Genomic DNA, 24,435 nt, shown 5'->3' with positions numbered 1-24,435 from the left:
TCTGTAGTCAGTAACCGCGTGCGAAATCCACTTCCCCGCGCAACGCCTCTCCCGCCTGATACGCCCGCAAGTTATCCAGAAACAACTGCACCATCATCGGCGGCGAGGTCGGCGCCGAGCTGTGCCCGGTCAGCAGCAAACCCCACGCGGTCCAGAACGGATGCCGTTGCGGCAGCGGTTCCTGACGGCAGACGTCGATCACCGCGCCAGCCAGATGCCCTTCCTTCAAAGCTTCGACCAGATCCGCATCGACCACCGCCACACCGCGTCCGGCGTTGATGAACAACCCGGTCGGCTTGAATTGCTTGAACAGCGCCGCATCGTAAATGTCGTGGGTGTGCTCGGTGTTGGGCAGCAGATTGACCACGTAATCCACCTCGCCGACCAGACGCGGCAAGTCCGCCATCGAACCGACTTCGACAAACGGCGCCTGTTCGCGGGCGCTGCTGGCGATGCCATACAACTCGACGCCGAACGGCAGCAGGAACTGCGCCACGCTCTGGCCGATGTCACCGGTGCCGACGATCAGCACCTTGCGTCCGACCAGACTCTGGCCGGTGCGGTTGTCCCACTTGCGCTCGACCTGGCTGACCAGCCGCGCCAGCACTTCGCGCTCGTGGCCGAGCATGTAGGTCAGCACGTACTCGGCCATGACCTGACCGAAAATGCCGACCGCCCGGGTCAGGCGGTAATCCCGGCGCAGGCCGTCGGCCAGCAGGGGCGTGATCCCGGCCCAGGTCGATTGCAGCCATTGTGGCTCGTGGCCCTGACGCAACAGGGTCGCCAACAGATCCGGCTGGCCCAGCCACACCGGACAATCAGCAGCCTGGCGGGCCAGTTCGGCGGAGTCGCCGCTGGTCAGCACTTCAAGCTCCGGAGCCGCCTGACGCAGCAGTCGGGCGTATATCGCGTGGTCGTGTTCAGCAATCAGAACGCGCATCTTCAAACCTTTCGCAAACCGTGCAGGCGGCCGTCCACTTCGTGGCAGCCGTCGCCGTAAAAACCGTTCCAGGGGTTACCAGAGGCCCAGGACAGGGCCTCGCGGATCAGACCGGGTCGTTGCGTCGCAGCAACTCTTCGGGCAAGTGCTCGATGTACTCTTCCTCGGCCGGTGGCATTTGCAGGTGATAGCCCTGCTTTTCGAGGTTTTCCAGGACCACTGCGATGTCTTCGCTGGCCAGCTTGCGCTCGGGGGTCAGCACCAGATCGAAGGAATGCTTCGCCTTGCCGAACGCCGCCATCAGGCCTTCCGGCACGCGCTCCAGCGCATCGCTTTTGAGCACGTACAGGTACATGCCGCTTTTCTTCGAACTTTGATAAATGGAACAAATACGTTTCAAGGCTGTTCTCCGGCGGTGGCCAGGCTGTCGAGCAGCCTCTGGCCCATCAATTCGCGGCGCCAGCCACGCAGCGAATCAGGCAATTGGTAAGGGCCCTCGGGGAAGCCACTTTTGACCAGCGCTTCGAGGGTTTTCTTGCGCAGCATCAGTTCCGGCGCGATGCCCAGACGTTCGGCTTCGGCCTGACCGAGCGCCCGCAGCTGTTTGATCAGCGCGGCAGCTTCGATCGGCAGCGGCTCCGGCACGGCTGGCGGCCATTGATCAGGCCCCACACTGCCAGAGCGCTTGATCAGATCAAGCAGAAACTCGCCGTCCTGACGCACGGTACGCGGGTGCATGTCTTCGATCTTGCCCAGCGCGCTGAGGTTGTCCGGTTGGGTCCGGGCCAGCGGCCACAGCGAGTGCTCACGCACGATGCGGTTGCGCGGCAGGTCGCGGGCGCGGGCCTCGCGCTCACGCCAGGCACACAGTTCGCGCAGCACGGCCAGTTGGGCGCGGGACAGTTTCCACGCCAGTTTGGCCTCGCGATACACCTCGTACGGATCGGTCTCGCGGCGCAGGTTGGCGACCAGTTCGGCGCCGTCCTCCAGCACCCAGGCGAATTTGTCGTCAGACAGTTTCGGACGCAGTTGTACGAAAACCTCCGCCAGATGCACGGCGTCTTCGGCGGCATAGCTGATTTGCGTGTCGGACAACGGACGCTGCAGCCAGTCGGAACGGGTTTCACCCTTCGGCAGTTCGATGCCGAGCACTTCCTGCACCAGACGCGAATAGCCCATCGAGAACCCGAGGTTCAGGTAGGCAGCGGCCAGTTGCGTGTCGAACAGCGGCGCCGGCAGGCTGCCGGTCAGGCGCAGCAGGACTTCGAGGTCTTCGCTGCAGGCATGCAGGACTTTGAGCACCGCCGGGTTTTCCAGCAACGCGGCCAAGGGTTGCCAGGCGTTGATGGTCAGCGGGTCGATCAGGTAGGCGCGTTTGCCGTCGCCGACCTGCAACAGCCCGGCAATCGGGTAGAAGGTGTCGACCCGCATGAATTCGGTGTCGAGGGCAACGAACGGCAGCTGCTGCCACTCGGCGCAAAACTGCGCGAGGCTATCGTTGTCGCGAATCCAGTGAATATCGATGGCCACACGGCTCTCCCTTCAAGAATGGCGCGCAGTATATATCGCCACCGGCGCTTTCCGCGCCTCTACAGGGCAAGAGCTTGATGAAATCTCCTGCCTGAGGGAAAGAATAGTCTTACAGAGTGAGTCTGCCGGCTCAGTCCTTGGCCAACACCCCGTCGATCACCGCGCCCCGGCAGCCGGCAAACATGTCCAGATCCTGCTGGTAGACCTTGCTCTGCACTTCCAGCAGTCCGAGCATCGAGTGGAACAGATTGTCCTGGCTCAGCGGCTTGTCGCGGCTCATTTGCAGGCAATGGGTGTCGACCGAGTAGGACTTCTGATAGCTGTCGGAGAACCACGCCAGCATCGCTACGTGTTTCTGTTGCTCCGGCGCCAGCATGTACGGCGTGCCGTGGAGGAACAGGTTGTATTCGCCCAGGGATTCGCCATGGTCGGACAGGTACAGCATGGCGGTATCGACCTTGTCCTGATTGCTACGCAGCATATCGATCAGGCTCGACAGCACATGGTCGGTGTACACCAGCGTATTGTCGTACCCGTTGACGATGCTCTCGCGGCTGCAATTGTTCAGCGCGTTGCTTTCACACACCGGGGTGAAGTGTTCGTATTCCTTCGGATAACGCTTGAAATACTCCGGGCCGTGGCTGCCCATCTGGTGCAGGACCAGTACGGTGTCCTTGTCCAGGTGATCGATGAAACTTTGCAGGCCCTGCAACAGGATTTCGTCGCGGCACTCGCTGTTGGCGCACAGCGCCGGATCCTTGAGGTTGCTGACGTCCTGCAGGGTGACGCGATCGCAGGTGCCCTTGCAGCCGGACTGGTTGTCGCGCCAGATCACGTCGATCCCGGCCCGTTTCAGTACGTCCAGCAGCCCTTCCTCATTCTTCGCCTTGCTGGCGTCGTAATCCTTGCGGCCCATGTTGGAGAACATGCACGGCACCGACACGGCGGTTTCCGTGCCGCAGGAATGCACGTCGGTGAAGGCGATAAGTCCGGCTTCCTTGTCCAGTTTCGGCGTGGTGTCGCGGCCATAACCGAGGATGCCGAAGTTTTCCGCCCGGGCACTCTCCCCCACCACCAGCACCGTCAGGGATTTGCGCGGATGGTTCTGCACGGCGGCATTGCGCTGGGCGTCTTCGCCGATCATGACAAACGGTTGCTGCGCCGAAGCCACCTGCTCGCGCAGATAACCGGCCGAAGCACCGATGTAGTTGCTCGGCACCAGCATCAGGCGAATTTCGTGGTGATTGCGAAACAGCGAGGACAACCCCTGATAGTTGGCCAGCGCCACGCCGCCAATGACGGCAACCGACGCGACACTCACCACAACTTTGCTTAATAACTCGCGATGCCAGCGACGATAGTTGACTGGAACTTTCCATAACAACCAGGACGGCAAGACACCCAGAAAAACGATATAAGCCAGCAACTTCAAAGACAGCAGGTCGCGAACTTCCGTGGCATTGGTTTCGGCAAAGTTGCGAAACATGCCGGCATCGATCATGACCCCGTATTGGCTCATGAAATACGCCACGCCGGCACTGACCATGAACAACAACGTCAATACGGGTTTCAATACGGGTCGAAACGCCAGCAACGTCAACACGATGTTATACGCCGCGAAGATCATCACCCCGAACGCAATGCGCATGGCAATGCCCTTGCCGTCCGCAGCGGTGATGTCGAACAGGTGTTGCCAGAGAACGAAATTGAATCCGGTCAAAAGAAAGGCGCTGGCAAACAACGTCACCCATTCCGGGCGCACGGCTTTTAACTTGAACATGGCGAGGGGCGATTTCCTTGAAATAAGTGCCGTCGTCAATTGTGAAAATTTCATTGACTCAGACCACACAAACTTTATGCAGGCAACCATCAATTTTTTGTGAAAAAGAAGCCAACGATTAGTTGGCACATGAAATAACCATGAAACTTGCAGCGTATTTGATAATGATTCAGCTGTGGTTCAGTCGCGGGCAACGAAAACGCCGTATCGAATTTCTCGATAGCGCTCCCGACTTTCTGATTTGCCGCCCCGCTCGCCTGCCCGCCTAATCGACACTCTCTGGTCCAAAGGTTTGAAGATGGAAAACGTTCGCGCCGCTGCCCGCCCCGCCCTCTGGCTGATGCTCGGCATCATCCTGGTCGCCCTCAACCTGCGCCCGTCGATGGCGGCGGTGGGTCCTTTGCTCTCGGCCACTCGCGGCGATATGCCGCTGAGTTTCAGCCTCGCAGCGTTGCTGACGCTGCTGCCGGTGATGGCGATGGGGCTGGCGATGTTCTTCGGCATGGCGGTCAGCCAGCGCCTTGGTGAACAACGCACGGTGCTGCTGTCGTTGCTGATCATTGGCGTGGCAACGCTGTCGCGGTTGTTTCTCGACTCGGCGGGGGAATTGATCGCCAGCGCCGTGCTGGCCGGGATCGGCATTGCACTGATCCAGGCCTTGATGCCAGCGCTGATCAAATCGCGGTTTCCCGACAACGTGGCGCTGTGCATGGGGCTTTACGTCACCTCGATCATGGGCGGCGCGGCGCTGGCGGCTTCGTTTGCACCGTGGGTGTTGATGCAGACCGGCAACTGGCGGGCAGGTCTGGCGGTCTGGGCGATTTTGGCACTGCTCGCCATTCCTGTGTGGTGGGCAACCCGCGCCACGTCACCGGAGACCACCCGGGCCGCTGTCAGAAAAGAATCTTTCTTCACGAATTCCCGAGCCTGGCTGCTCGCGATCTTCTTCGGTCTGGGCACCGCGTCCTACACCTGCGTGCTCGCCTGGCTGGCGCCGTACTACGTGGAAAAAGGCTGGAGCGAACAAAACGCCGGCCTGATGCTGGGTTTTCTGACGGCCATGGAGGTGATTTCCGGGCTGGTGGTGCCCGCCATCGCCAATCGCAGCCGTGACCGACGCCTGGTGCTCGGCGCTCTGCTCGGATTGATCATCGCCGGATTCCTGGGTCTGATCCTCAGCCCGCAGCACCTGAGCCTGCTGTGGCCCTGCCTGCTCGGGCTAGGCATCGGCGGACTGTTTCCGATGAGCCTGATCGTATCCCTCGATCACCTCGACGAACCGCAACGGGCCGGCGGGCTGACCGCATTCGTCCAAGGCATCGGCTACCTGATTGCCGGGCTCTCGCCGTTGATGGCCGGGATGGTTCGCGATCGACTGGGCAACTTCGAATGGGCCTGGTGGTCATTGACGGCGGTGATGGCGCTGATGCTGCTGATGGTGCTGCGTTTCAACCCGCGGTATTACGCGCAGCACATGGGCTAATCTGACCGACCCGTCTGGATAAAGGCTTCTGGCCATCTTTGCCGGGTTTGATTGGGCACGTCGTGTTACTAAAACTTTCTGTCCCACAACTGACCGTGAAACGTCCTACAGGGCTTTCTCCTGGCACCATCGTTCCGTTACGATCATGCGCACACGTTTGCGCGGATTCGGCGCAAGGAGCACAGCGAGACAGAACGGATGCTGAACAGTAACTTGCTTAGAAAGCTCGACATGCAGGATCTCATGGTGTTTGTCGCCGTGTATGAGCAAAGCAGCGTCACCGACGTCTCGGAGGCGCTGTTCGTCAGTCAGTCCACCGTCAGTTACTGCCTGAAAAAACTGCGCACCAGCTTCGAAGACGAATTGTTCGTCAACACCCGCACGGGCATGCGCCCGACCTACAAGGCCAGCAGCATGTATGGCCATGTGCAGAAAATCCTCGAAAGCATCAACCTGTGCCACGCCGGCGCCCCGACCTTCGACCCGATGGCGCAACCGGTGACCTTCAACATCTGCGCCCCGGAATACTTCGAACAACTGATCCTGCCGCGAATGTTGAAGCGCTTCGACTTCGATGACTTGCCGGTGATGGTCAACATGCACAAGTTCGAAACCGACGTGCCGGTCGAAGAGTTGCGCGACGGCAGCCTCGATCTGGTGATCTGCTTCGGCCCGCACTTCCATCGCAGTCACGCCGACCTGAAGTCACGCATGCTGCTGGAAGATGACCTGGTCTGCGTCTTCGACAAACGCGCCACGCCGCTGGAACCGCGCCTGAGTCTGCAAGCCTTCACCGAACGCCGGCATGTGTTCCCGACGCCGTGGACGTCGACCACCAACATGGTCGATGGCTGGCTGGCGCGCCAGGCGCAGAAACGCCAGATCGTCGCCCGCTCCAACAGTTACAGCGCGGCGTTGAAGATGATCACCGGTACCGATTTCATCCTCACCCTGCCCCGGCGTATCCAGCGTTTGCTGACCAACGATGCCGTGTTCAACCACTGCGAGGCGCCGAACGGTCTGCCGGGGTTCACCCTCGACATGCAGTGGAGCCACAACGTCGATCAGGACAGCGCCAACCTCTGGCTGCGCGAGCAGGTCATCAAGACCTGCGCGGAACTGGAAACGGCCTGAGTTCTACACGCCGATGGCGGTCTTGTTGTAGGACCCACGGTCGATGTCGAGCAGTTCCACGCTCAGCTGCACCTCGACCCCGACCGGCCATTCGCACAGTTCCTGCAACACCGCCAGCAGGCTCTGCGAAAGTTGCGTCTTGATCTCGGAGGAACGACCGCTGAACAGCGCCAGCCTTACCGCCACAAAGGCGCGCTCGTTCATGGCGGTACCGACCTTGAAGGTTTCAACCTTGGTGGCACGACTCTTGATATCGAACTCCGCCGAGAATTGACCGGAACCCACCAGCGTGTTGTTGAGCCGGATCAACGCCACGTCGGCGTTCAGTTGCGGCAGGTTGGCGGTGTATTCCAGGTGCAGATGTGGCATGTCAGTGCTCCAGAGGTTCGGCAAAAAGGCCGTAGATATAACACAGCAACGCCTGACTCACGCCAACGACGACATCACCGGCCGCTCACTCATGAATTGCTCCAGCCGCGAACGCAGCCAGCGCTCCGCCGGATCGCTGTCGACGTGGCTGAGCCAGACCATCGACAGGTCGAGGGTCGGGGTCTTGAACGGGAACGGCTCCTTGAACAAGAACCCGGAAGCGGCCATGGCGTCGGCGGTGTAATCCGGCAGGCTGGCGATCAGGTCGGTGCCGGCCAACAGCGCCGGCAACGAACTGTACTGCGGCACCGACAGCACCACCTGACGGGTGCGACCGATGTCTGCCAGCCACTCATCGGCGTAGCCGCTGACATTGGCAGTGTGGGAAACCAGCACGTGAGGACGTGCGCAATATTCATCGAGGGTCAGCGGCGTGTCGGACTTGTCGGCACGCAGGATGCTCGGCTGAATGTGCCGCAGCAGTTTGCGCTTGGCATTGGCCGGCAGGCCGCGGGTCTGACTGATGCCGACGGTGATATCGCCCGCCGCCAGCAAGTCGGGAATCCGCCAGTAATCGACATGCTGTACGACGAAAACCACGCTCGGCGCCTCCTGACGCAAGGCGCGCAACAGCGGCGGCAGCAGGCCGAATTCGACGTCGTCCGACAGGCCGATGCGAAACGTCATGGTGCTGACGGCAGGGTCGAAATCACGGGTCAGGCTCAGCGCCACCGACAGCGAATCGAGCGCGGGCTTGAGATGGCGATAAATGTCTTCGGCGCGGGCAGTCGGCTCCATGCGATGGCCGACGCGAATGAACAACGGATCGTTAAGCATGGTGCGCAGACGGTTGAGTGCCGAGCTGATCGTCGGCTGACCGAGAAACAGCTTCTCGGCGGCCCGCGTCACGTTGCGTTCGAGCATCAAAGTCTCGAACACCACCATCAGGTTGATGTCGGCCTTGCGAAGTTCATTGCGGTTCATCCATTGCCCCCCCGATCCCCAGATGGCGGAAGTGTAGAAAGGCCGTGGGGGCGGCGTCCATCGAAACGCTGCGTCATTGCACCGTCAACGTCTTCAGCCCCAGGCCAATAATCCGCGAATCGTCGTTGATACCCAGCTGCCGAGGGCTGACGGCATCCGGCAGCTGCAATTCGATGTCGAGCCGGTCATCCCTCCCGAGGCGCTGGTTGAGCGCGGCACTAATCGGAATCTCCAGGCGGTTGCCTTGAAACTGCGTCAAACGGGTATCCAGTACCTGTTGGCCATTCAGGCTGACGATCACCCGCTGGCCGGGGTGCCCGGGCTGAATGAATGCCAATGCGTCGATCACGATTGAGCGTGCCGGTGGCAATACTCTCAATTGGATTTTCGCCAGTTGTCCTTCCGTCCACGTCCCCCAGCTTTCCGGCTTCGACCAGCCGCCGGTCAGTTGTCGGTTGCGATAGTTGAAGGTGAGCGTTTGCCCTGGACGAGTGAGCGGCGTGAGCAATATCTGCTGCCCTTCATCAGGCATCTGCAGGCATTCCCTGCAGCGCTTCCAGCCAGGCGCCAGTAACGCTACCCCGTCCACGCGCGTCAACAGATCGGTTTCACTGTTGATGTTTTTTGCAGCTTCGACCAGCGCATCGTCGTCCAGCAGGTACAACGAGTCTGGGTCGTACTGCCCGGATTCGAGCATCGCCTGTGCTTTCTGCTGTGCCAACAGCAGCGCCGAAGTGCTCATACGCCCCAGATACACCGCATCGGTTTTCAGCCCGTGGGTCGCTGCGAAACCGGCGATCAGCTGCCAGCGTTCGCCCTGGTTCTGCGGCATCAGACTGCGCACATTGCTATAACGCGCAGCAGCACTGGCCCAGAAGGGATCAACCATCGGGCTGCTCCACACCGATGATGGCGCCAACATTTTTCCCTGGCTGATAGCCATCCATCCGCCGCGGGTGTCGGCAACCTGGATCAACAACACGACGGCAAGCAGAGCGATGGCGATGCGTGGCCGGTAACCGCGTATCACCAGAAAAATCATGGTCAGGACGCAGGCATACAACACCGGCCAGAACATCCGCCCCGAGGCCCGAAAAATACTGGCCAGGGCAATGACGCCATCCGGCAGCGGGTACTCGAACGTCAACGCGCCAATGCCTATTCGGTTCGACAGCGCGAACAGCCATAAACCGAGCATGGCCAGCAACAGCCATGGACGAGCACTTACTTCATCCTTCAAGGAATGCCGGTTACGCAGCCAGGCCAAAAAAGCCGGCGGCACCAGCAACAGAACGCCCAGGCCGAAGTAGTTGAAACCTTCGTAATCTCCTTCTCCTTTTGGCAGACCAGACAGAATCAGGGACCAGCCGGCCGGATCGACAGGCGACAGCAGATTCATCCGGTACAAACCAAAACCGCCGGAGGCCGCGCCATCGGCAATGCTGAAGTACCCGGCCTGCCAGCAACACACGCTCACCAGGGCGAAAAGCATGCCGCCCTCGATCAAACCCTGACGCCGGGCCAGTGACTGATTGAATGTCTTGCCCAGCAAATCCGCCACCCAGATCAGCGCAACCATGGCCAGCAGATAGGCGTGCACCCATGCCGTCACCGCCAGCAAGGTGCCCCAGGCCAAGCGCCGTCGGCGCAGGTTCGGCAGCAGCGCGAGGTATAACGCAGCCAGGATCAGGAAATGGCCGGCCAGTGAAAGATGCCCGCCCATACGCAAGAGCATCGCTGGCGAGAACACCAGCAGCCCGGCACCCAGCAGTCGAATCAAGGGATTGGCCGTGATCAGCCCCATCAGTTTCCAGCCAAACCAGGCCTGCAGGACACAGCAGGCCAGCAGCCACAATCCGAAATACTGAAAGGTGTCCGGCAACCAGGCACTGAATGGTTTGAACAACAGCGCCAGTAGTGGATTGGAGTCGGAAAAAATGATCGCGCTACCCAGTTCCAATCCATATGACGGATTGAGCCCGAGCGGGAAAGTCCACGGTGAATGTCGGAAAAACGCCCAGCCCAGATAATGCGTGGCCGGATCGCCCTGCTCCAGCCAGGCAATGTTCTGCGGGTTCAGCGCTTGCGGTCCGACCACCAGAAAAAACACCAGAGCACCCAAAAACAATGGCAACAGGGAAAGTGCCGGGTGCTCCTGTGAGTCCTTCATCGATACGTCCAGAAGTTATGCAGTACGAAGGTGAATGCCGGAATCGTCAGCGCCACGGCACCGATTCCGGCGAGATAGTGCAGCCCTGCCATCTGTGCCGCCCAGGCCACGAACATCGCCAACAGAAAGCCACTCGCCGAAACCAGCATGAAACGCAGCAGGGTTTTACCGTGCAGGCGGGCCGAAAAACTCCAGGTGGTGTTGATCACGTAGGACACCAACGTCGCCACAATAAAAGCCACACCGTTGGCCAACGGAGGCAGGGGGCTGACGAAGTTGATGAACAGCACCGCCACCAGCGCGTGCAGCGCCGTGACAAACAGACCGGTCACGGCGAAGCGCAAGCCGCGCTGGATCAAGGCGGATCTTTCGGTGGGTGTCACGGCTTGCGCGCCAGCACGAAGACACTCAGACCAGCGAGGCGGTTGATACCCATCAACGGCAGCTCGAGACTGCACAGGGTTTTCAGCAGCATATTGACCAACGGATGGTGTTTTTTCAGCTGCGAGCGCGGGGCCGAACCCCGAATGCCACCGGGTATCAGGCGCGACGCCAGCGCAAGCGGGAAGACCGCGCCGAAGTAATAGGCGCCCCGCTCCACCGTCAATCCGGCGTTACCCGCCAGAGCCTCGAATTGCTTCAGGGTGTAGCGACGCTTGTGTTCGAGGAAATCATCGTGCCCGCTCCACATGAACTGGAACGCCGGCACGGTCATCAGAAAGCGACTGCCGGACGGCACTTTGTCGACGTAGGACTTGAGCAGGCCGAGGTCGTCATCAACGTGCTCCAACACATCCATCAGCAGCACCAGATCAGCGTCGACTTTGTCGATCGAGCGACGGTAATGCACCGGTTTGCCGGCGGTGGTGGCGCTCGAATCGGCCGGGTAGCTGATGTCCACGCACCACGCTTCGCGCGCCGCCGTGTGGGTCAACAAATGATGGGAGAAGAATCCTGAACCAGCGCCGACGTCGAGAATTCGTTTGATCGGCGCGTCACCCAGCAAGCGGCGGGTGGCGGCCGCTTTGGAGCAGTAATACCAATGCTCGCCGATGCTGTCGCCGAGGATGTCGGTTTCCTTGAGATCCATGCTTCAGTCCTTGGATTCGTAAATGCGGCGCACCAGGAAAACCGGCCGGCGCTTCGCTTCGATATAAGTGCGGCCCAGATACTCGCCAAGCACGCCGATACCGATCAATTGCAAGCCGCCGAGAAACGTCACGGCAACCATCAGCGAGGCGTAACCGGGCAAGTCAACGCCATGAATGAGCGTGCGCAGCACAATGAACATCGCAAAGGCGAACGACACCAGAGAGACCAGCGCCCCCAGATACGTCCAGATCCGCAACGGTTCGGTGCTGAAACTGGTGATGCCTTCGAGGGCGAAATTCCACAGTCGCCAGCCATTGAACTTGCTCTGCCCCGCCGCCCGCTCCGGGCGTTCGTACTCGACTTGCGTGGTGCGGAAACCGACCCAGGCGAACAGGCCTTTCATGAAGCGCCGGGACTCGGGCAAGGTCAGCAGCGCGTCGACCACGCAGCGATCCATCAGCCGGAAATCACCGACGTTTTCCGGCAATGACTGTTCGGCAATTTTGTTGTGCAGGCGATAGAACCAACTGGCGGAAGTTTGCTTGGCCCAAGTATCGTTGCGCCGGCTAAGGCGATGGCCGAGCACCACCTCGAAGCCTTCATGCCAACGCTCGATCATTTGCAAAATGACCTCGGGCGGATCCTGCAAATCTACATCGATCGGCACCACGATCTGCCCAGTGCAGATCTGCAGACCGGCGGAAAGCGCCGCCTCCTTGCCGAAGTTACGGCTCAGATCGACGATACGGATGCGCGAGTCGCTCTGCTGGCAGTGCAGCAAGCGCTCCAGTGTTGTATCGGAACTGCCGTCATTGACGAACACCAGTTCCAGCTCGACCAGCGTCTCTTGCTCGAAAACCTGACGAATGCGCAGGAGAAAACCGTTGAGGCTGTCCTCTTCGTTGAATACGGGGATCACCAGCGACAACTTCACGGGGCCCACGTGTTGTGTTCCGTGCGGATGGGTCAATGGAGTGCTCTTTTCTTATAGTGTTGGTGGGTCGCCGAAACGGATTCGACGCCATGAGCCTCGCCGTATTAAGCAGCACCCAACCAGGTCATGCAAGGGCGCCGCGAGGACGTACCTGCCAATCCAAAGGTCGATCCCGACGCTCTGCCCCGCACATGACGGAAACATTCTCCAACGATTGGAAACAAATCCTCGATAGCCAAAAAACCGCGCTCCGCTAGGCTTGCGTCGAAGCGACAGGTTGTCGCACAAACGCATCGCATGGAGCGAATTGAATGTATTTCGAGATTTACAGGCAATCCAAAGGCACCCCGAGCACCGGTAAAGGCCAATGGCGCTGGAGATTAAGGGCGGGGAATCACGAGACGGTCGCCAGTGGCGAATCGTACGTGAACAAGGCGGATTGTCTGCATGTGATCGAGTTGATCAAAGGTGTGAAGGGTGAGACACCGGTCAAGGAGATCTGAGGAAAACCCAAGACGCCGGGCTGCCTGTATTGGCAGCTCCGGCGACTGAACGAATGCGGTTTCAGAACCTCTCGGGAATGTGCCTGAACGGATAATCCGACTCTTTATAACCGCCCGGTTTCTGCCGTTTGGGCAAGGTCACCTTCTCTCGCGGCACCTCCTTGTAGGGGATGCGACTGAGCAGATCCGAGATGATATTGAGCCGCGCCCGACGCTTGTCGTTCGAGTTGGCCACCAGCCATGGAGCGTAATCGGTGTCGGTCGCTTCGATCATGTCGTCCCGCGCCCGGGAGTAGTCATACCAGCGGCTGTAGGACTTGAGGTCCATCGGCGACAGCTTCCAGATCTTGCGACCGTCGACAATGCGCGCCTTCAGGCGCCGGGTCTGTTCTTCCTGACTGACATTCAGCCAGTATTTGAGCAGGATCACCCCCGAACCGACAACTGCGCGCTCCACCAGCGGCACGGTCTTGAGAAACTTGTCGACCTGTTTGTCCGTGCAAAAGCCCATCACCCGCTCGACGCCGGCGCGGTTGTACCAACTGCGATCGAAGATCACCACTTCGCCGGCCGCCGGTAAATGCGGCAGATAGCGCTGCAGGTACATCTGGCTCTTCTCGCGATCGGTCGGGGCCGGCAACGCGATGACGCGAAAGACTCGCGGGCTGACCCGCTCGGTCAGCGCCTTGATGGTGCCACCCTTGCCCGCACCGTCGCGGCCTTCGAAGATGATGCAGATCTTGATGCCTTCGGCCTTGACCCACTCCTGCATTTTCACCAGTTCGACATGCAGGCGGCGCAACTCGGCAAGGTAGTCCTTGTTCGACAGTTTTATATGTTCGTCAGGTTTTTCTCGGGGCGAGTCTTTCTTCTTTCCCTTTGCCATGACCAGACCTCTCGGGTTGGAACGACAGCCAGGCTCGTCGGCAATGCATGACCTGGAACCGGAAAGTTTAGTCATTTATCGCAAAACGCAAGCAAACGGGCGGTAACGCTCAGGCAACGTGCTTATTGCGAAAAAGCCTGTGCAGTTTTTGACGGAACGCCAATCGCCAACCATTCTCCATCACGGCGCAGCTTCCAATGTCGGCCGTTGATGCCTCGCGTGTTGCAAACCTGCCATCTGGATGTGGGGAAGAGGTCATGCACAGTTCGCTCTTGCGTGCCGCGTCGCTCATGCTCGCCTTGAGCGCTGCACCGGTCCTGGTGCAGGCCGCCGATGCGCCTGCGGCACCGGCGGCTGCCACCGCGCCGGCCAAAGATGCCGTGTTTACCACGGAGCAGCTCGACCAAATGCTCGCGTCGATTGCGCTGTATCCCGACCCACTGCTCGCTCAAGTGCTGATGGCCGCCACCTATCCGGGAGAAGTCGCCGAAGCCGTGACCTGGTCCAAGGCCCATCCGGATGCCAAGGGCGATGACGCGGTCAAGCAAGTGGCCAGCCAGACGTGGGACCCGAGCGTGCAGGCCTTGGTGGCGTTTCCGCAGGTCCTGGCGACACTGGGGCAGGATCCGGTCTGGGTGCAGCGTCTGGGGGATGCCTTCCTGGCCCAGCCTGACGAACTCATGGCCGGCGTCCAGCGCTTGCGGCGTCAAGCCCAGACGGCGGGCAATCTACAGAGCAATCAATATCAGAATGTGACGGTGCAGAACGTAACGCCGCCCATCTCTTCCGGCTCAACCAAGCCGGCCGACAACACGACCATCATCATTCAGCCCGCCGATCCGCAGGTGGTCTACGTTCCGACCTATAACCCGACTACTACTTACGGCACCTGGCCTTATCCGGCCTCGCCGCCGGTGTATTACCCGCCGCCGCCCGCTTACTACCCGGGTCAGGCACTGGTGGCCGGGCTGGCCTTCGGCACGGGCGTGGCGGTCGTCGCGTCGTTGTGGGGTGACTGCGACTGGGGCAATAACGACATCGACATCGATGTGAACCGTTACAACAATATCAACGGCAATAACCGCATCACCAACAACCAGAACAAGTGGCAGCACAACAACGTGCATCGCGATGGCGTGCCTTATCGTGACAACCGCAGCCGCGCGCAGTATGGCCGGCAGCTGGACGGTGCGGCTCAGCGTGATGCCTATCGCGGGGACAACGCGCAGCGGGCGCAGGCTCGAGAACGGGCGCGCAGTTCGATGGACAGGGCCGGTATCGAGCGCCCTGCCACCAGCAATCGCGAAGCCCGCAATCAAGTCCGCGAAGCGCAATCCGCCAATGTCGGCAATCGCATGCAAGGCGGCGCGGACAGACCCAGAGTCGCCTCCCGCGCTCAAGGCAATACGCGGGAGGCGCGCCAGCCCGGCGTCAATCAACGTGAACCTCGTGCATCTCAAGCCCGACCCGCAGCAGGCAGTGCGCGTAACAACGCCTTTGCCGGCGCGCGCTCTCCGTCCCAGACCCGCGTCCAGGCTGATCGCGGCCGTGCCAGCCAGATTTCTGCGCAACGTCCCAATACCTCCCGCGCCGCCGGACATCAGATCAGCCGGCCATCCGGCGGGGGCATGCGTCAGAGAGGAGGTGGCCGTCGATGAACATCCATTCTCTGGTCAAAAACTGCCTGACCCTCGCGGCCGGCCTCGCATTATCGACCTTCGCCTCGGCCCAGCAGGTATTTCCAACCCCGGAAAAAGCCGCGGACGCCTTCGTCGAAGCCCTCGGCACGCAACACGCCGACCAAAAACGCCTGACCGAACTGCTGGGCGAGGAATGGCACAGTTTCATTCCCCGCGAAGGCGTGCAGCGCAGTGATGTCGATGCCTTCCTGCAGCAATACCGCGAACAGCACACCCTGGAAAAGACCGGCGACAACAAGGCCGTACTCTCCGTAGGGCCCGATCACTGGACGCTGCCCATCCCGCTCATCAAAGACAAAACCGGCTGGCGCTTCGACACGAAAGCCGCCCAGGTCGAAATCCGCGCCCGCCGCATCGGCCGTAACGAACTGGCGGCGGTGCAATCGGCGCTGGCCTACCACGACGCGCAAATGGACTACGCCTCGGAAGACCGCGACGGCGACGGCGCCCTCGAATACGCACAGAAAATCTTCAGTTCCCCCGGCAAACACGACGGCCTCTATTGGCCAGAAGACGACAGCGGCCAGATCAGCCCCCTCGGCCCCGCCTTCGGCCAGGCCATCAACGACGAAGACTGGCACGGCTACCACTTCCGCATCCTCGACGCCCAAGGCCCGTCAGCCCCGGGCGGCGCTTACAGCTATCTGATTGGAGACAAGATGAGCCGCGGGTTCGCCTTGATCGCCTGGCCAGCGAAGTATGCCGACACCGGGGTGATGAGCTTCATGATCAGCCATGAGGGCCAGGTGTTTCAGAAGGACCTCGGGCCGGATGGGGAGAAGGTGGCGAAAGCGATGAAGCGGTTTGATCCGGATGATAGTTGGGAGGTGGTGGATTTGGGGCAGAAGTAGTTGGGTGTCGAATTGCGCCGGATCAGAAACGAAAAAACCCCGCAGCTTCTCAGCTACGGGGTTTTTCTATGTATGGCGGAGAGATAGGGATTCGAACCCTAGGTACCGGTGAAGGTACAACGGATTTCGAATCCGTCCCATTCGGCCACTCTGGCATCTCTCCAACGGCGCGCATCATAACAACACTTTCGCTGAATGGGAAACCCCCAGACGAAATTTTTTCCGTGCTATCAGATGCTTGCGTCGATTAAAGCGGTACGCCCAGACGGTTGGCGACTTCTTCGTAGGCTTCGATGACGTCACCGAGGCCCTGACGGAAGCGGTCCTTGTCCATCTTCTTCTTGGTGTCCTTGTCCCACAGACGGCAGCCGTCCGGGCTGAACTCGTCGCCCAGGACGATGGAGCCGTCGCTGAACACGCCGAATTCAAGCTTGAAGTCCACCAGCAGCAGGCCTGCGTCGTCGAACAGTTTGCTCAGGACTTCGTTGACCTTGAGCGACAGTTCTTTCATGCGCGCCAGTTGCTCGGCGGTGCCCCATCCGAAGGCCACGACGTGGGATTCGTTGATGAACGGGTCGCCCTTGGCGTCGTCCTTCAGGAACAGTTCGAAGGTGTACGGGTTGAGCTTCATGCCCTCCTCGACGCCCAAACGCTTGACCAGGCTGCCGGCGGCGTAGTTACGCACGACGCACTCGACCGGGATCATGTCGAGTTTTTTCACCAGCACTTCGTTGTCGGCCAGCAGCTTGTCGAACTGGGTCGGAATGCCGGCCGCTTCGAGTTTCTGCATGATGAAAGCGTTGAACTTGTTGTTCACCATGCCTTTGCGGTCGAGCTGCTCGATGCGCTTGCCGTCGAACGCCGAAGTGTCGTTGCGAAACAGCAGGATCAAGCGGTCAGCGTCGTCGGTCTTGTAAACCGATTTGGCTTTGCCGCGGTAGAGTTCTTCACGTTTTTCCATGATGGGCTCCGCTTGCTAAGTAGATGGGCTAGGCGATGTGGCGCCAGTCGAGCCCTGAATCTTGATCGGCCAGTTGCAGCCAGTCCGGGTCGCACCCGAGGGTGTCGACAAAACATTGCCGGGCCAGCTGCGGCAGGTTGTTCTTGCTGCTCAGATGGGCCAGGACCAGGTGTTGCAGGCCTTGCCAGCCCAACTCGGCCACCAGGAATGCCGCCTGATGGTTGTTCAAATGTCCCAGCTCGCCGCCCACCCGCTGCTTGAGAAAGTACGGGTAATGACCACGGGCCAGCATGTCGCGACAATGATTGGACTCGATCATCAACGCATCGAGGTCCCGATAGCCGTCCAGCACCCGCTCGCAGTATGAACCCAGGTCGGTCAGCAGGCCGAAGCGCCGCTGCTCTTGATCGCTGAATACGTACTGGGTCGGTTCCTGTGCATCATGAGCCACGGCAATGACCCCGATGTTCAGAGCACCGATCTGCAACTGCTCGCCACCGGTCACGAAACCGGCAGGTTCAATCGGTTTGCGCATCCCGCGCAGTGTGCCGCGACTGAGGTACACAGGCAGATTGTAGCGCCGAGACAGCAAACCCACGCCATGCACGTGGTCGGCATGTTCGTGGGTTACGAGTATCGCGCTCAGTTGCGCCGGGTTCACACCCAGGCGCAACAGGCGTTTTTCGGTTTCCCGCAGGGAAAAACCACAATCCACCAGCACATACGTATCAGCACTGGCGATCAGCGTGCCGTTCCCTTGGCTACCGCTGCCGAGAACGGCAAAACGCATTGGATCAGCCCAGGTTGTCCTGAATCACGCTCAACACTTTACGGGCCACATCGGCCGGCGCTACGGTGTTGATGTTTTTCTCGACGGTCACCTGAACGTTCTCGCCGACCTTGCTCAGGCGAACCTGATAACGCTCGGCGCGGGCTTCAACTTCTTCCTTGGTCGGCGCGCTGCCGAACAGGCTGCTGAAGAAACCAGGCTTCTCGTCTTTCTTCTCGGCCTTCTCGGACAAGTTGATGTAGTAGAGGCCCAGGCTGCGGTTGATGTCTTCAACGCGCCATTCGCCCTGCTCCAGCGCACGACCGACGCTCGACCAGGCACGATCCAGGTCGGTACCGACGTTGAGCACCGGGTTGCCGCTGCCGTCTTCGCTCAGGCTGACACGGCTCGGGGTATCGAAATCACGCGAAGCCAGCATCGACACCGAACCACCCTTCTCGGAGGTACGGCTCATGCTCGCGAGCATGTCGTCGACCAGCGCAGCGTCGAGGCCGGTATTGACCGAACGGTTGGTGAAATCGACATTGGCGGTGCTGCCGGCAGGACGCTCGGCGCTGACCACATAGACTTCACTGGTGTTGCGCTGCACGCCCGGCTCAATGCGCACCCGCACGCGGGTTTCGCTGTCGGTGCTGACGCCGGCGGCGCTCAGACGCTTGGCCATGGCGGCGGACAGTTCGTCGGAATGCTGCCAGGTGGTGGTGAATTCGCCGGTTTGCGGGCGCTGTTCATCCAGACGGAAACCGTTGTCCTGGAAGTACTGCACCGCCACTGGCCAGACTTCGGCCGGTGGATGCTGGGCCATGACCCAACGCGAATCACCGCTCTTCTGCAGCGAGTAGTCGCTGGCGTCGGCCACGGTCGACAGTGGTTGAGGGCGCGGAACGATGTACTCACCCTTGGCGGTGTCGTCGGCCACGTTGCGCGGGATCGGCAGCAGCGGATCCAGGCGCTTGGAGGTGCTGACGTCCGGTGGCAGTTGCATCGGTGCAGTCTGTTGCGCTTCCAGGTAATCGCTACCACGGTCACGGAAATAACCTTCCGGGCCCCAGATCCATCCGCAGCCACTGGTGCTGGAGATAATCAAGGCAAGTGCGGAAAGTCCGGCCATTCGCTTCATGCGTTGTACTTCCTCAATTAAACCAGGACGTTGCACTGGCGCAGGGCCGAGCGCAGCGTTTCATGACAAGGAGCGCTCAGCCAGGTCAGCGGCAGGCGGATGCCTTGGTGCATCAGGCCCATTTCGACCAAAGCCCACTTCACCGGAATCGGGTTGGCTTCGATGAACAGGTCCTTGTGCAGCGGCATCAGTTTTTCGTTGATGGCCCGTGCGGTCTCGGCGTCGCCCTTGAGCGCGGCCTCGCACAGGTCGGCCATTTCGCGTGGCGCGACGTTGGCGGTGACGGAGATGTTGCCCTTGCCGCCCAGCAGGATCAGCTCAACGGCGGTCGGATCATCGCCGGACAGCACGATGAAGTCCTTGCTCACGCCGTCGATGATCGCCTTGGCGCGTTTCAGGTCGCCGGTCGCTTCCTTGATGCCGATGATGTTCGGCACGGTGGACAGGCGGATCACGGTCTCGGCCTGCATGTCGCAGGAGGTGCGGCCGGGAACGTTGTAGAGGATCTGTGGAATGTCGACCGCTTCGGCGATGTGCTTGAAGTGCTGGTACAGGCCTTCCTGGGTTGGCTTGTTGTAGTACGGAACGACCAGCAGGCAGGCATCGGCACCGGCTTCTTTGGCATTGCGGGTCAGCTCGACCGCTTCTCGGGTCGAGTTGGCGCCGGTACCGGCGATCACCGGAATGCGACCGGCAACCTGTTTGACCACGGCTTTGATGACGGCGATGTGTTCTTCTACATCAAGGGTTGCCGACTCGCCGGTGGTGCCGACCGCGACAATGGCATGGGTGCCGTTCTTGAGATGGAAGTCCACGAGTTTGCTGAGGCTGTCCCAGTCAAGACGCCCTTGTGCATCCATGGGTGTGACCAGTGCCACCATACTGCCCGCAATCATGAAACCGCTCCTGCCGGAAAAAGAGAGCGGTAATGGTACTGGCGCCAAGATGCTTGCACAAGCGAAGTACTGTGCCGCCATTCCCCTTGGCGCCGCTTTTCGCTACCCTTCAGACTTTGATCGGTACTGATCAGCTTGTACGCCGGGTTCCAGTCTCCCGTTTCGGCCTCCCGGGCCCCGTTCCAGTGTCGTTGCCGTACGCTTGCTTGTTCATGGAGCCGTAGCGCCACACGAATCGGGTCTTCCGGACAGTCATTGCCCCGGCAATCAACGCCCTCTCGCTACCGACCGCTCATCGCTTTAGGAATGCTGCATGTCCACCCCCACAGTTCGCGAACAATTCCTTGTCATCAGTGCCCTCGGCGCCAATCCCATGGAGCTGACCAACGTCCTGTGCCGCGCCAGCCATGAAAACCGCTGTGCGGTCGTCACCTCGCGCCTGACCCGCCACGGCGAGTGCAGCGCGCTGGTGCTCGAAGTCTCCGGCAGCTGGGACGCCCTGGCCCGCCTGGAAGGCAGCCTGCCGGTGCTGGCCAAGCGTCATGCGTTCACCGTCAACGTAGTGCGCAGCGCCGCTCTGGAAAACCGTCCGCAAGCCCTGCCGTACGTGGCTTACGTGTCTTCGGCATACCGTCCGGACATCATCAACGAGCTGTGCCAGTTCTTCATGGATCACAACGTCGAGCTGGAAAACCTGACCTGCGATACCTATCAGGCACCGCAGACCGGCGGCACCATGCTCAACGCCACGTTCACCGTGACCCTGCCCGCCGGCACCCAGATCAGCTGGCTGCGCGACCAGTTCCTGGATTTCGCCGACGCCATGAACCTGGATGCACTGATCGAACCGTGGCGCCCACAGAACCCAATGTAAGGAAGCTTTCATGGCCGTTGTTATCGACCAACCGGTTCCGGATTTCGAAGCACCTGCCACCAGCGGGCAGACCGTCAGCCTGTCGGCCCTCAAGGGCAAGCAAGTGGTGATCTACTTCTATCCGAAGGACAGCACCCCGGGCTGCACCACCGAAGGCCAGGGCTTTCGTGATCAATACGCAGCATTCAAGGCTGCCAACACGGAAATCTTCGGCATTTCCCGCGACAGCCTGAAATCCCACGAGAACTTCAAGTGCAAGCAGGAGTTTCCGTTCGAGCTGATCAGCGACAAGGACGAGGCCGTCTGCCAGTTGTTCGACGTGATCAAGCTGAAAAAGCTCTACGGCAAGGAATACCTGGGCGTTGATCGCAGCACCTTCCTGATCGACAAGAACGGCGTACTGCGTCAGGAATGGCGCGGCGTGAAAGTGCCAGGACATGTGGATGCAGTGCTGGCTGCTGCTCAGGCGCTGAACAAGGCCTGATGCTGTCGGCGCCCTTGCGGGCGCCGATTCATTCTCAAAGCAGCGGCGCCACCACCGGCTCCTTGCGCGGCCAGGCATCAAGCACAGCCTTGAACAACGTCGCCAGCGGAATCGCGAAGAACACTCCCCAGAATCCCCACAACCCGCCGAACAACAGCACCGCGCAGATGATTGCCACCGGGTGCAGGTTGACCGCTTCGGAAAACAGCAACGGCACCAGCACGTTGCCGTCCAGGGTCTGGATGATCCCGTAAACCGCCATCAGATAGATGAACTGATCGCTCCAGCCCCACTGGAACAGCGCAATCAGCAGCACCGGCACGGTCACCACCACGGCGCCGACATACGGCACCACCACCGACACGCCCACCAGTAACGCCAACAGTGCTGCGTAGTTCAATCCGAGGGCGACGAAGGCGATGTAGGTCACGCCGCCACAAATCACGATCTCGATGACCTTGCCGCGAATGTAGTTGGCGATCTGCCGGTTCATTTCCTCGGCGACCCGAGTGATCAGTGCCCGCTCTCGTGGCAAATAGCCGCGCACCCACTCGCCGATCATCGCCCGATCCTTGAGGAAGAAGAACACCAGGATCGGCACCAGCACCAAATAGATCATGATGTTCACCAGCAGCGGCAGGCTCGACAACGAGAACGTCAACGCCCACTGGCCGAACTTGCCGATCTCGCCTCGCGCCGCTTCGATCGCTTGCAGCACCTGCTCATCGGAGACCAGATGCGGATAGCGCTCGGGCAGCAACAACAGCAGCGATTGCCACTTGGCGAGCATGCCCGGCAGCTCGTTGAACAGCGTGATCAACTGATGCCAGAGCAGCGGCAGCACCACGACGATGAACACCATCAGCACGCCCATGAACAGTGCAAACACCAGACCGACCGCCGCCCCACCGGGCACGCGCAGACGTTCAAGCGTGAGCACCAGCCCCTGCATCAGATACGCCAGCACCATCCCGGCCAGCACCGGCGCGAGCATTCCGCCAAGCGTCAGTACCGCGGTGAAGGCGAGAAACAGCAGCACCGCCAGCACCACGGCTTCTTCATCGGAGAAGTAGCGCTGAATCCAGTCGCGCAACACTTTGAACATCAATTTTCCTTAGGTCATTTACGCGGTCGGTTTCAGGCTTTTTTCAGCCAGTAACGGTAGACACCCGCCTCGTCCTCTTCACGCAGCAGCGTATGACCGGCCAATTTGGCAAAGGTGCGAAAGTCGCGTTGCGAGCCAGCATCCGTGGCAATCACCTTGAGTACTGCGCCACTGGGCAGCTTGTTCAGCTCCATTTTGGCCTTGAGCAACGGCAACGGACAATTCAGGCCACTGGCGTCCAGTTCACAGTCATGGGCTACAGCGTCGGTCATGCGTCACTCCGAATCAGGTGGTCAGGCTGCCTAGAATATCTGGTCGCAGGCCCGGTGTCCGGCTACAGTAAGGTCTTTGTCGACTAAGGCTTTGTGCATGACATTTCTGCGCCCTACCCTGCTGACGCTCGCTTGCCTGCTCGCCTCACCGGGCTTCGCCGACGACCTGCCGTCACTCGGTGACGCCAGCTCTGCCATCGTCTCGCCACAACAGGAATATCAACTAGGTCGCGCCTGGCTGGCATTGCTGCGCAGCCAGGTTTCGCAGCTCAACGATCCACAACTCAAGGACTACGTCGAGTCCAGTGTCTATAAGCTGGTGGAAACCAGCCAGGTCAATGACCGACGCCTGGAGTTCATCCTGATCAACAGCCCGCAGCTGAACGCCTTCGCCGCACCGGGCGGGATTGTCGGGGTCAACGGCGGTCTTTTCCTCAATGCCCAGACCGAAGGCGAATATGCCTCGGTACTGGCTCACGAACTGGCTCACTTGTCCCAGCGCCACTTCGCTCGTGGCGTCGAGGCGTCGCAGCGGATGCAGGTGCCGATGATGGCAGCGCTGCTGGCCGGTATCGTGATCGCCGCTGCCGGCGCCGGTGACGCCGGCATTGCAGCAATAGCCGGTACCCAAGCAGCGGCGATCCAGGAACAACGGCGTTTCTCGCGCCAGAACGAACAGGAAGCCGACCGCATCGGCATCCTCAACCTGGAAAAGGCCGGCTACGATCCGCGCTCGATGCCGACCATGTTCGAGCGTTTGATGCGCCAGTATCGCTTTGATGCCAAACCACCGGAATTCCTGCTGACTCACCCGGTCACCGAATCGCGGATCGCCGACACCCGCAACCGCGCCGAGCAGGCAAAACCCGGCGGCATCGAAGACAGCAAGCGCTATCAACTGATCCGCGCGCGGGTGCAGTTGACCTACGAAGAAACGCCGGGGCTCGGCGCCAAGCGTTTTCGCGCGCAACTGGACGATAATCCGAACAACGATGTGGCCCGTTACGGATTGGCGATCGCCCAGATCAAGGGCGGTCAGTTGAATGAAGCCCGAGAGAATCTCAAGCAACTGCTGGCCAAATCGCCGAACGAGATCATCTACAACCTGGCGCAGGTCGATCTGGACATCACCAACAACAAGCTGGCCGATGCCCAGTCCCGGGTTGACCGGATGCTCAGTCAGTACCCAGGCAACTACCCGCTGAACCAGGTACGCGTCGATCTGCTGCTGAAACAAAACCGTACCGCCGATGCGGAGAAGGCGCTGGAGGGCTTGCTCAAATCGCGTCCGGACGATCCGGACGTCTGGTATCAGGTCGCCGAGACTCGTGGTCTGTCCGGCAACATCATTGGCCTGCATCAGGCCCGTGCCGAGTATTTCGCGCTGGTCGGCGACTATCGCCAGGCCATCCAGCAACTGGACTTCGCCAAGCGCAAGGCCGGCAGCAACTTCCCACTGTCGTCGCGTATCGATGCCCGTCAGCGCGAACTGATGGAGCAAGAGCGCATGGTCAAGGACATGATGGGTTAAGCCCAAGCCGAGACAAATTCCGGACGCAAAAAAACCGCCTCTTTCG

25 protein-coding genes and 1 tRNA gene are annotated in these 24,435 nt (G+C 60.4%); 8 read left to right on the top strand and 18 right to left on the bottom strand.

The genetic code is table 11. From position 1 onward, the window contains the following. Positions 1 to 7: 7 nt before the first annotated feature. The 4 genes from CAF76_RS07805 to CAF76_RS07790 form a co-directional block, all read right to left on the bottom strand. Entirely contained in the window at positions 8 to 940 is a 933-nt protein-coding gene (locus CAF76_RS07805) for a D-2-hydroxyacid dehydrogenase (RefSeq protein WP_085648592.1), read from the bottom strand. 106 nt (positions 941 to 1,046) lie between these two features. After that, on the bottom strand, positions 1,047 to 1,340 hold the full coding sequence (locus tag CAF76_RS07800) for a YcgL domain-containing protein (protein ID WP_007958052.1): 294 nt from the start codon (positions 1,338 to 1,340) through the stop codon (positions 1,047 to 1,049). Further along, a complete protein-coding gene (rnd, locus tag CAF76_RS07795) occupies positions 1,337 to 2,470 on the bottom strand; it encodes a ribonuclease D (protein WP_085648593.1) in 1,134 nt (377 codons plus the stop codon). Before rnd ends, CAF76_RS07800 begins: the two co-directional genes overlap by 4 nt. Positions 2,471 to 2,600: 130 nt before the next feature. Next, complete coding sequence (locus CAF76_RS07790) at positions 2,601 to 4,250, bottom strand: phosphoethanolamine transferase (protein WP_085648594.1); 1,650 nt, start codon at positions 4,248 to 4,250, stop codon at positions 2,601 to 2,603. Between the two features lie 298 nt (positions 4,251 to 4,548). Here CAF76_RS07790 and CAF76_RS07785 point away from each other — a divergent pair, with 298 nt between their 5' ends. Both CAF76_RS07785 and CAF76_RS07780 read left to right on the top strand, forming a co-directional pair. Next, positions 4,549 to 5,733 carry a cyanate transporter gene (locus CAF76_RS07785; protein ID WP_085648595.1) on the top strand — a complete coding sequence of 395 codons (1,185 nt, stop codon included), beginning with the start codon at positions 4,549 to 4,551 and terminating at the stop codon, positions 5,731 to 5,733. Between the two features lie 198 nt (positions 5,734 to 5,931). Then, positions 5,932 to 6,867, top strand: coding sequence for a LysR family transcriptional regulator (locus CAF76_RS07780; protein WP_064594151.1), 936 nt, complete (start codon positions 5,932 to 5,934; stop codon positions 6,865 to 6,867). A gap of 3 nt (positions 6,868 to 6,870) precedes the next feature. Here the strand turns inward: CAF76_RS07780 and CAF76_RS07775 are convergent, their stop codons facing one another. The 6 genes from CAF76_RS07775 to CAF76_RS07750 form a co-directional block, all read right to left on the bottom strand. Further along, positions 6,871 to 7,236: a 5-carboxymethyl-2-hydroxymuconate Delta-isomerase gene (locus CAF76_RS07775; protein WP_085648596.1), complete on the bottom strand. Its 366-nt coding sequence runs from the start codon at positions 7,234 to 7,236 to the stop codon at positions 6,871 to 6,873. Positions 7,237 to 7,293: 57 nt separating this feature from the next. After that, complete coding sequence (locus CAF76_RS07770; RefSeq protein ID WP_045121852.1) at positions 7,294 to 8,220, bottom strand: LysR substrate-binding domain-containing protein; 927 nt, start codon at positions 8,218 to 8,220, stop codon at positions 7,294 to 7,296. Between the two features lie 73 nt (positions 8,221 to 8,293). Next, on the bottom strand, positions 8,294 to 10,390 hold the full coding sequence (locus tag CAF76_RS07765) for a DUF6311 domain-containing protein (protein WP_085648597.1): 2,097 nt from the start codon (positions 10,388 to 10,390) through the stop codon (positions 8,294 to 8,296). After that, complete coding sequence (locus tag CAF76_RS07760) at positions 10,387 to 10,773, bottom strand: GtrA family protein (protein WP_085648598.1); 387 nt, start codon at positions 10,771 to 10,773, stop codon at positions 10,387 to 10,389. Before CAF76_RS07760 ends, CAF76_RS07765 begins: the two co-directional genes overlap by 4 nt. Next, complete coding sequence (locus tag CAF76_RS07755; protein ID WP_085648599.1) at positions 10,770 to 11,480, bottom strand: bifunctional 2-polyprenyl-6-hydroxyphenol methylase/3-demethylubiquinol 3-O-methyltransferase UbiG; 711 nt, start codon at positions 11,478 to 11,480, stop codon at positions 10,770 to 10,772. The genes CAF76_RS07760 and CAF76_RS07755 overlap by 4 nt, the downstream gene beginning before the upstream one ends. A gap of 3 nt (positions 11,481 to 11,483) precedes the next feature. Continuing rightward, a complete protein-coding gene (locus CAF76_RS07750) occupies positions 11,484 to 12,452 on the bottom strand; it encodes a glycosyltransferase family 2 protein (RefSeq protein WP_085648600.1) in 969 nt (322 codons plus the stop codon). A gap of 275 nt (positions 12,453 to 12,727) precedes the next feature. On the opposite strand from CAF76_RS07750, the gene CAF76_RS07745 reads away from it, so the two are divergent. Continuing rightward, positions 12,728 to 12,919: a DUF1508 domain-containing protein gene (locus CAF76_RS07745; RefSeq protein ID WP_039772660.1), complete on the top strand. Its 192-nt coding sequence runs from the start codon at positions 12,728 to 12,730 to the stop codon at positions 12,917 to 12,919. Positions 12,920 to 12,980: 61 nt separating this feature from the next. On the opposite strand, the gene ppk2 is transcribed toward CAF76_RS07745, so the two are convergent. Continuing rightward, positions 12,981 to 13,805: a polyphosphate kinase 2 gene (gene ppk2 / locus CAF76_RS07740; RefSeq protein ID WP_085648601.1), complete on the bottom strand. Its 825-nt coding sequence runs from the start codon at positions 13,803 to 13,805 to the stop codon at positions 12,981 to 12,983. A gap of 257 nt (positions 13,806 to 14,062) precedes the next feature. Here ppk2 and CAF76_RS07735 point away from each other — a divergent pair, with 257 nt between their 5' ends. Then, entirely contained in the window at positions 14,063 to 15,463 is a 1,401-nt protein-coding gene (locus tag CAF76_RS07735) for a DUF3300 domain-containing protein (protein ID WP_085648602.1), read from the top strand. After that, positions 15,460 to 16,356, top strand: coding sequence for a DUF2950 domain-containing protein (locus tag CAF76_RS07730; RefSeq protein WP_085648603.1), 897 nt, complete (start codon positions 15,460 to 15,462; stop codon positions 16,354 to 16,356). The genes CAF76_RS07735 and CAF76_RS07730 overlap by 4 nt, the downstream gene beginning before the upstream one ends. 73 nt (positions 16,357 to 16,429) lie before the next feature. Here the strand turns inward: CAF76_RS07730 and CAF76_RS07725 are convergent. The 5 genes from CAF76_RS07725 to dapA all read right to left on the bottom strand — a co-directional run bounded on the left by CAF76_RS07725 (position 16,430) and on the right by dapA (position 20,123). After that, positions 16,430 to 16,519 (bottom strand) — tRNA-Ser (locus tag CAF76_RS07725). An 84-nt stretch (positions 16,520 to 16,603) separates the two neighbouring features. Then, positions 16,604 to 17,317 carry a phosphoribosylaminoimidazolesuccinocarboxamide synthase gene (purC, locus tag CAF76_RS07720; RefSeq protein WP_007958019.1) on the bottom strand — a complete coding sequence of 238 codons (714 nt, stop codon included), beginning with the start codon at positions 17,315 to 17,317 and terminating at the stop codon, positions 16,604 to 16,606. A 28-nt stretch (positions 17,318 to 17,345) separates the two neighbouring features. Then, positions 17,346 to 18,107, bottom strand: a complete 762-nt coding sequence (locus CAF76_RS07715) for an MBL fold metallo-hydrolase (protein WP_011332911.1) — start codon at positions 18,105 to 18,107, stop codon at positions 17,346 to 17,348. A gap of 4 nt (positions 18,108 to 18,111) precedes the next feature. Further along, on the bottom strand, positions 18,112 to 19,227 hold the full coding sequence (gene bamC / locus CAF76_RS07710) for an outer membrane protein assembly factor BamC (protein WP_011332910.1): 1,116 nt from the start codon (positions 19,225 to 19,227) through the stop codon (positions 18,112 to 18,114). A 17-nt stretch (positions 19,228 to 19,244) separates the two neighbouring features. After that, entirely contained in the window at positions 19,245 to 20,123 is an 879-nt protein-coding gene (dapA, locus tag CAF76_RS07705) for a 4-hydroxy-tetrahydrodipicolinate synthase (RefSeq protein ID WP_007958015.1), read from the bottom strand. A 313-nt stretch (positions 20,124 to 20,436) separates the two neighbouring features. Between dapA and CAF76_RS07695 the strand changes: the two genes are divergently transcribed. Together CAF76_RS07695 and CAF76_RS07690 are read left to right on the top strand one after the other, a co-directional pair. Further along, positions 20,437 to 20,997, top strand: coding sequence for a glycine cleavage system protein R (locus CAF76_RS07695; protein ID WP_007958014.1), 561 nt, complete (start codon positions 20,437 to 20,439; stop codon positions 20,995 to 20,997). A 10-nt stretch (positions 20,998 to 21,007) separates the two neighbouring features. Further along, positions 21,008 to 21,481, top strand: a complete 474-nt coding sequence (locus CAF76_RS07690; protein WP_039772668.1) for a peroxiredoxin — start codon at positions 21,008 to 21,010, stop codon at positions 21,479 to 21,481. 34 nt (positions 21,482 to 21,515) lie between these two features. On the opposite strand, the gene CAF76_RS07685 is transcribed toward CAF76_RS07690, so the two are convergent. Next, positions 21,516 to 22,586 carry an AI-2E family transporter gene (locus tag CAF76_RS07685; RefSeq protein ID WP_039772670.1) on the bottom strand — a complete coding sequence of 357 codons (1,071 nt, stop codon included), beginning with the start codon at positions 22,584 to 22,586 and terminating at the stop codon, positions 21,516 to 21,518. A gap of 32 nt (positions 22,587 to 22,618) precedes the next feature. Next, complete coding sequence (locus CAF76_RS07680; protein ID WP_007958011.1) at positions 22,619 to 22,858, bottom strand: sulfurtransferase TusA family protein; 240 nt, start codon at positions 22,856 to 22,858, stop codon at positions 22,619 to 22,621. 97 nt (positions 22,859 to 22,955) lie between these two features. Between CAF76_RS07680 and CAF76_RS07675 the strand changes: the two genes are divergently transcribed. Further along, positions 22,956 to 24,389: a M48 family metalloprotease gene (locus CAF76_RS07675; protein ID WP_039772673.1), complete on the top strand. Its 1,434-nt coding sequence runs from the start codon at positions 22,956 to 22,958 to the stop codon at positions 24,387 to 24,389. The last annotated feature ends 46 nt before the right edge of the window (positions 24,390 to 24,435 follow it).

The sequence above is a fragment of the Pseudomonas sp. B40(2017) genome (genome assembly GCF_002112855.1).
In the GTDB taxonomy this organism is placed as follows: Bacteria; Pseudomonadota; Gammaproteobacteria; order Pseudomonadales; family Pseudomonadaceae; genus Aquipseudomonas; species Aquipseudomonas pharyngis.
Note: the sequence above shows the minus strand (reverse complement) of the source record. Positions and strands in the feature narration are given on the sequence as shown.

What these genes read in the sequence shown, in the direction of transcription:
- CAF76_RS07805 (WP_085648592.1), bottom strand. Translation starts at nt 940, where the DNA reads ATGCGCGTTCTGATTGCTGAACACGACCACGCGATATACGCCCGACTG.
- CAF76_RS07790 (WP_085648594.1), bottom strand. Translation starts at nt 4,250, where the DNA reads ATGTTCAAGTTAAAAGCCGTGCGCCCGGAATGGGTGACGTTGTTTGCC.
- CAF76_RS07785 (WP_085648595.1), top strand. Translation starts at nt 4,549, where the DNA reads ATGGAAAACGTTCGCGCCGCTGCCCGCCCCGCCCTCTGGCTGATGCTC.
- CAF76_RS07780 (WP_064594151.1), top strand. Translation starts at nt 5,932, where the DNA reads ATGCTGAACAGTAACTTGCTTAGAAAGCTCGACATGCAGGATCTCATG.
- CAF76_RS07775 (WP_085648596.1), bottom strand. Translation starts at nt 7,236, where the DNA reads ATGCCACATCTGCACCTGGAATACACCGCCAACCTGCCGCAACTGAAC.
- CAF76_RS07770 (WP_045121852.1), bottom strand. Translation starts at nt 8,220, where the DNA reads ATGAACCGCAATGAACTTCGCAAGGCCGACATCAACCTGATGGTGGTG.
- CAF76_RS07765 (WP_085648597.1), bottom strand. Translation starts at nt 10,390, where the DNA reads ATGAAGGACTCACAGGAGCACCCGGCACTTTCCCTGTTGCCATTGTTT.
- CAF76_RS07755 (WP_085648599.1), bottom strand. Translation starts at nt 11,480, where the DNA reads ATGGATCTCAAGGAAACCGACATCCTCGGCGACAGCATCGGCGAGCAT.
- CAF76_RS07745 (WP_039772660.1), top strand. Translation starts at nt 12,728, where the DNA reads ATGTATTTCGAGATTTACAGGCAATCCAAAGGCACCCCGAGCACCGGT.
- ppk2 (WP_085648601.1), bottom strand. Translation starts at nt 13,805, where the DNA reads ATGGCAAAGGGAAAGAAGAAAGACTCGCCCCGAGAAAAACCTGACGAA.
- CAF76_RS07735 (WP_085648602.1), top strand. Translation starts at nt 14,063, where the DNA reads ATGCACAGTTCGCTCTTGCGTGCCGCGTCGCTCATGCTCGCCTTGAGC.
- CAF76_RS07730 (WP_085648603.1), top strand. Translation starts at nt 15,460, where the DNA reads ATGAACATCCATTCTCTGGTCAAAAACTGCCTGACCCTCGCGGCCGGC.
- purC (WP_007958019.1), bottom strand. Translation starts at nt 17,317, where the DNA reads ATGGAAAAACGTGAAGAACTCTACCGCGGCAAAGCCAAATCGGTTTAC.
- CAF76_RS07715 (WP_011332911.1), bottom strand. Translation starts at nt 18,107, where the DNA reads ATGCGTTTTGCCGTTCTCGGCAGCGGTAGCCAAGGGAACGGCACGCTG.
- bamC (WP_011332910.1), bottom strand. Translation starts at nt 19,227, where the DNA reads ATGAAGCGAATGGCCGGACTTTCCGCACTTGCCTTGATTATCTCCAGC.
- dapA (WP_007958015.1), bottom strand. Translation starts at nt 20,123, where the DNA reads ATGATTGCGGGCAGTATGGTGGCACTGGTCACACCCATGGATGCACAA.
- CAF76_RS07695 (WP_007958014.1), top strand. Translation starts at nt 20,437, where the DNA reads ATGTCCACCCCCACAGTTCGCGAACAATTCCTTGTCATCAGTGCCCTC.
- CAF76_RS07690 (WP_039772668.1), top strand. Translation starts at nt 21,008, where the DNA reads ATGGCCGTTGTTATCGACCAACCGGTTCCGGATTTCGAAGCACCTGCC.
- CAF76_RS07685 (WP_039772670.1), bottom strand. Translation starts at nt 22,586, where the DNA reads ATGTTCAAAGTGTTGCGCGACTGGATTCAGCGCTACTTCTCCGATGAA.
- CAF76_RS07680 (WP_007958011.1), bottom strand. Translation starts at nt 22,858, where the DNA reads ATGACCGACGCTGTAGCCCATGACTGTGAACTGGACGCCAGTGGCCTG.
- CAF76_RS07675 (WP_039772673.1), top strand. Translation starts at nt 22,956, where the DNA reads ATGACATTTCTGCGCCCTACCCTGCTGACGCTCGCTTGCCTGCTCGCC.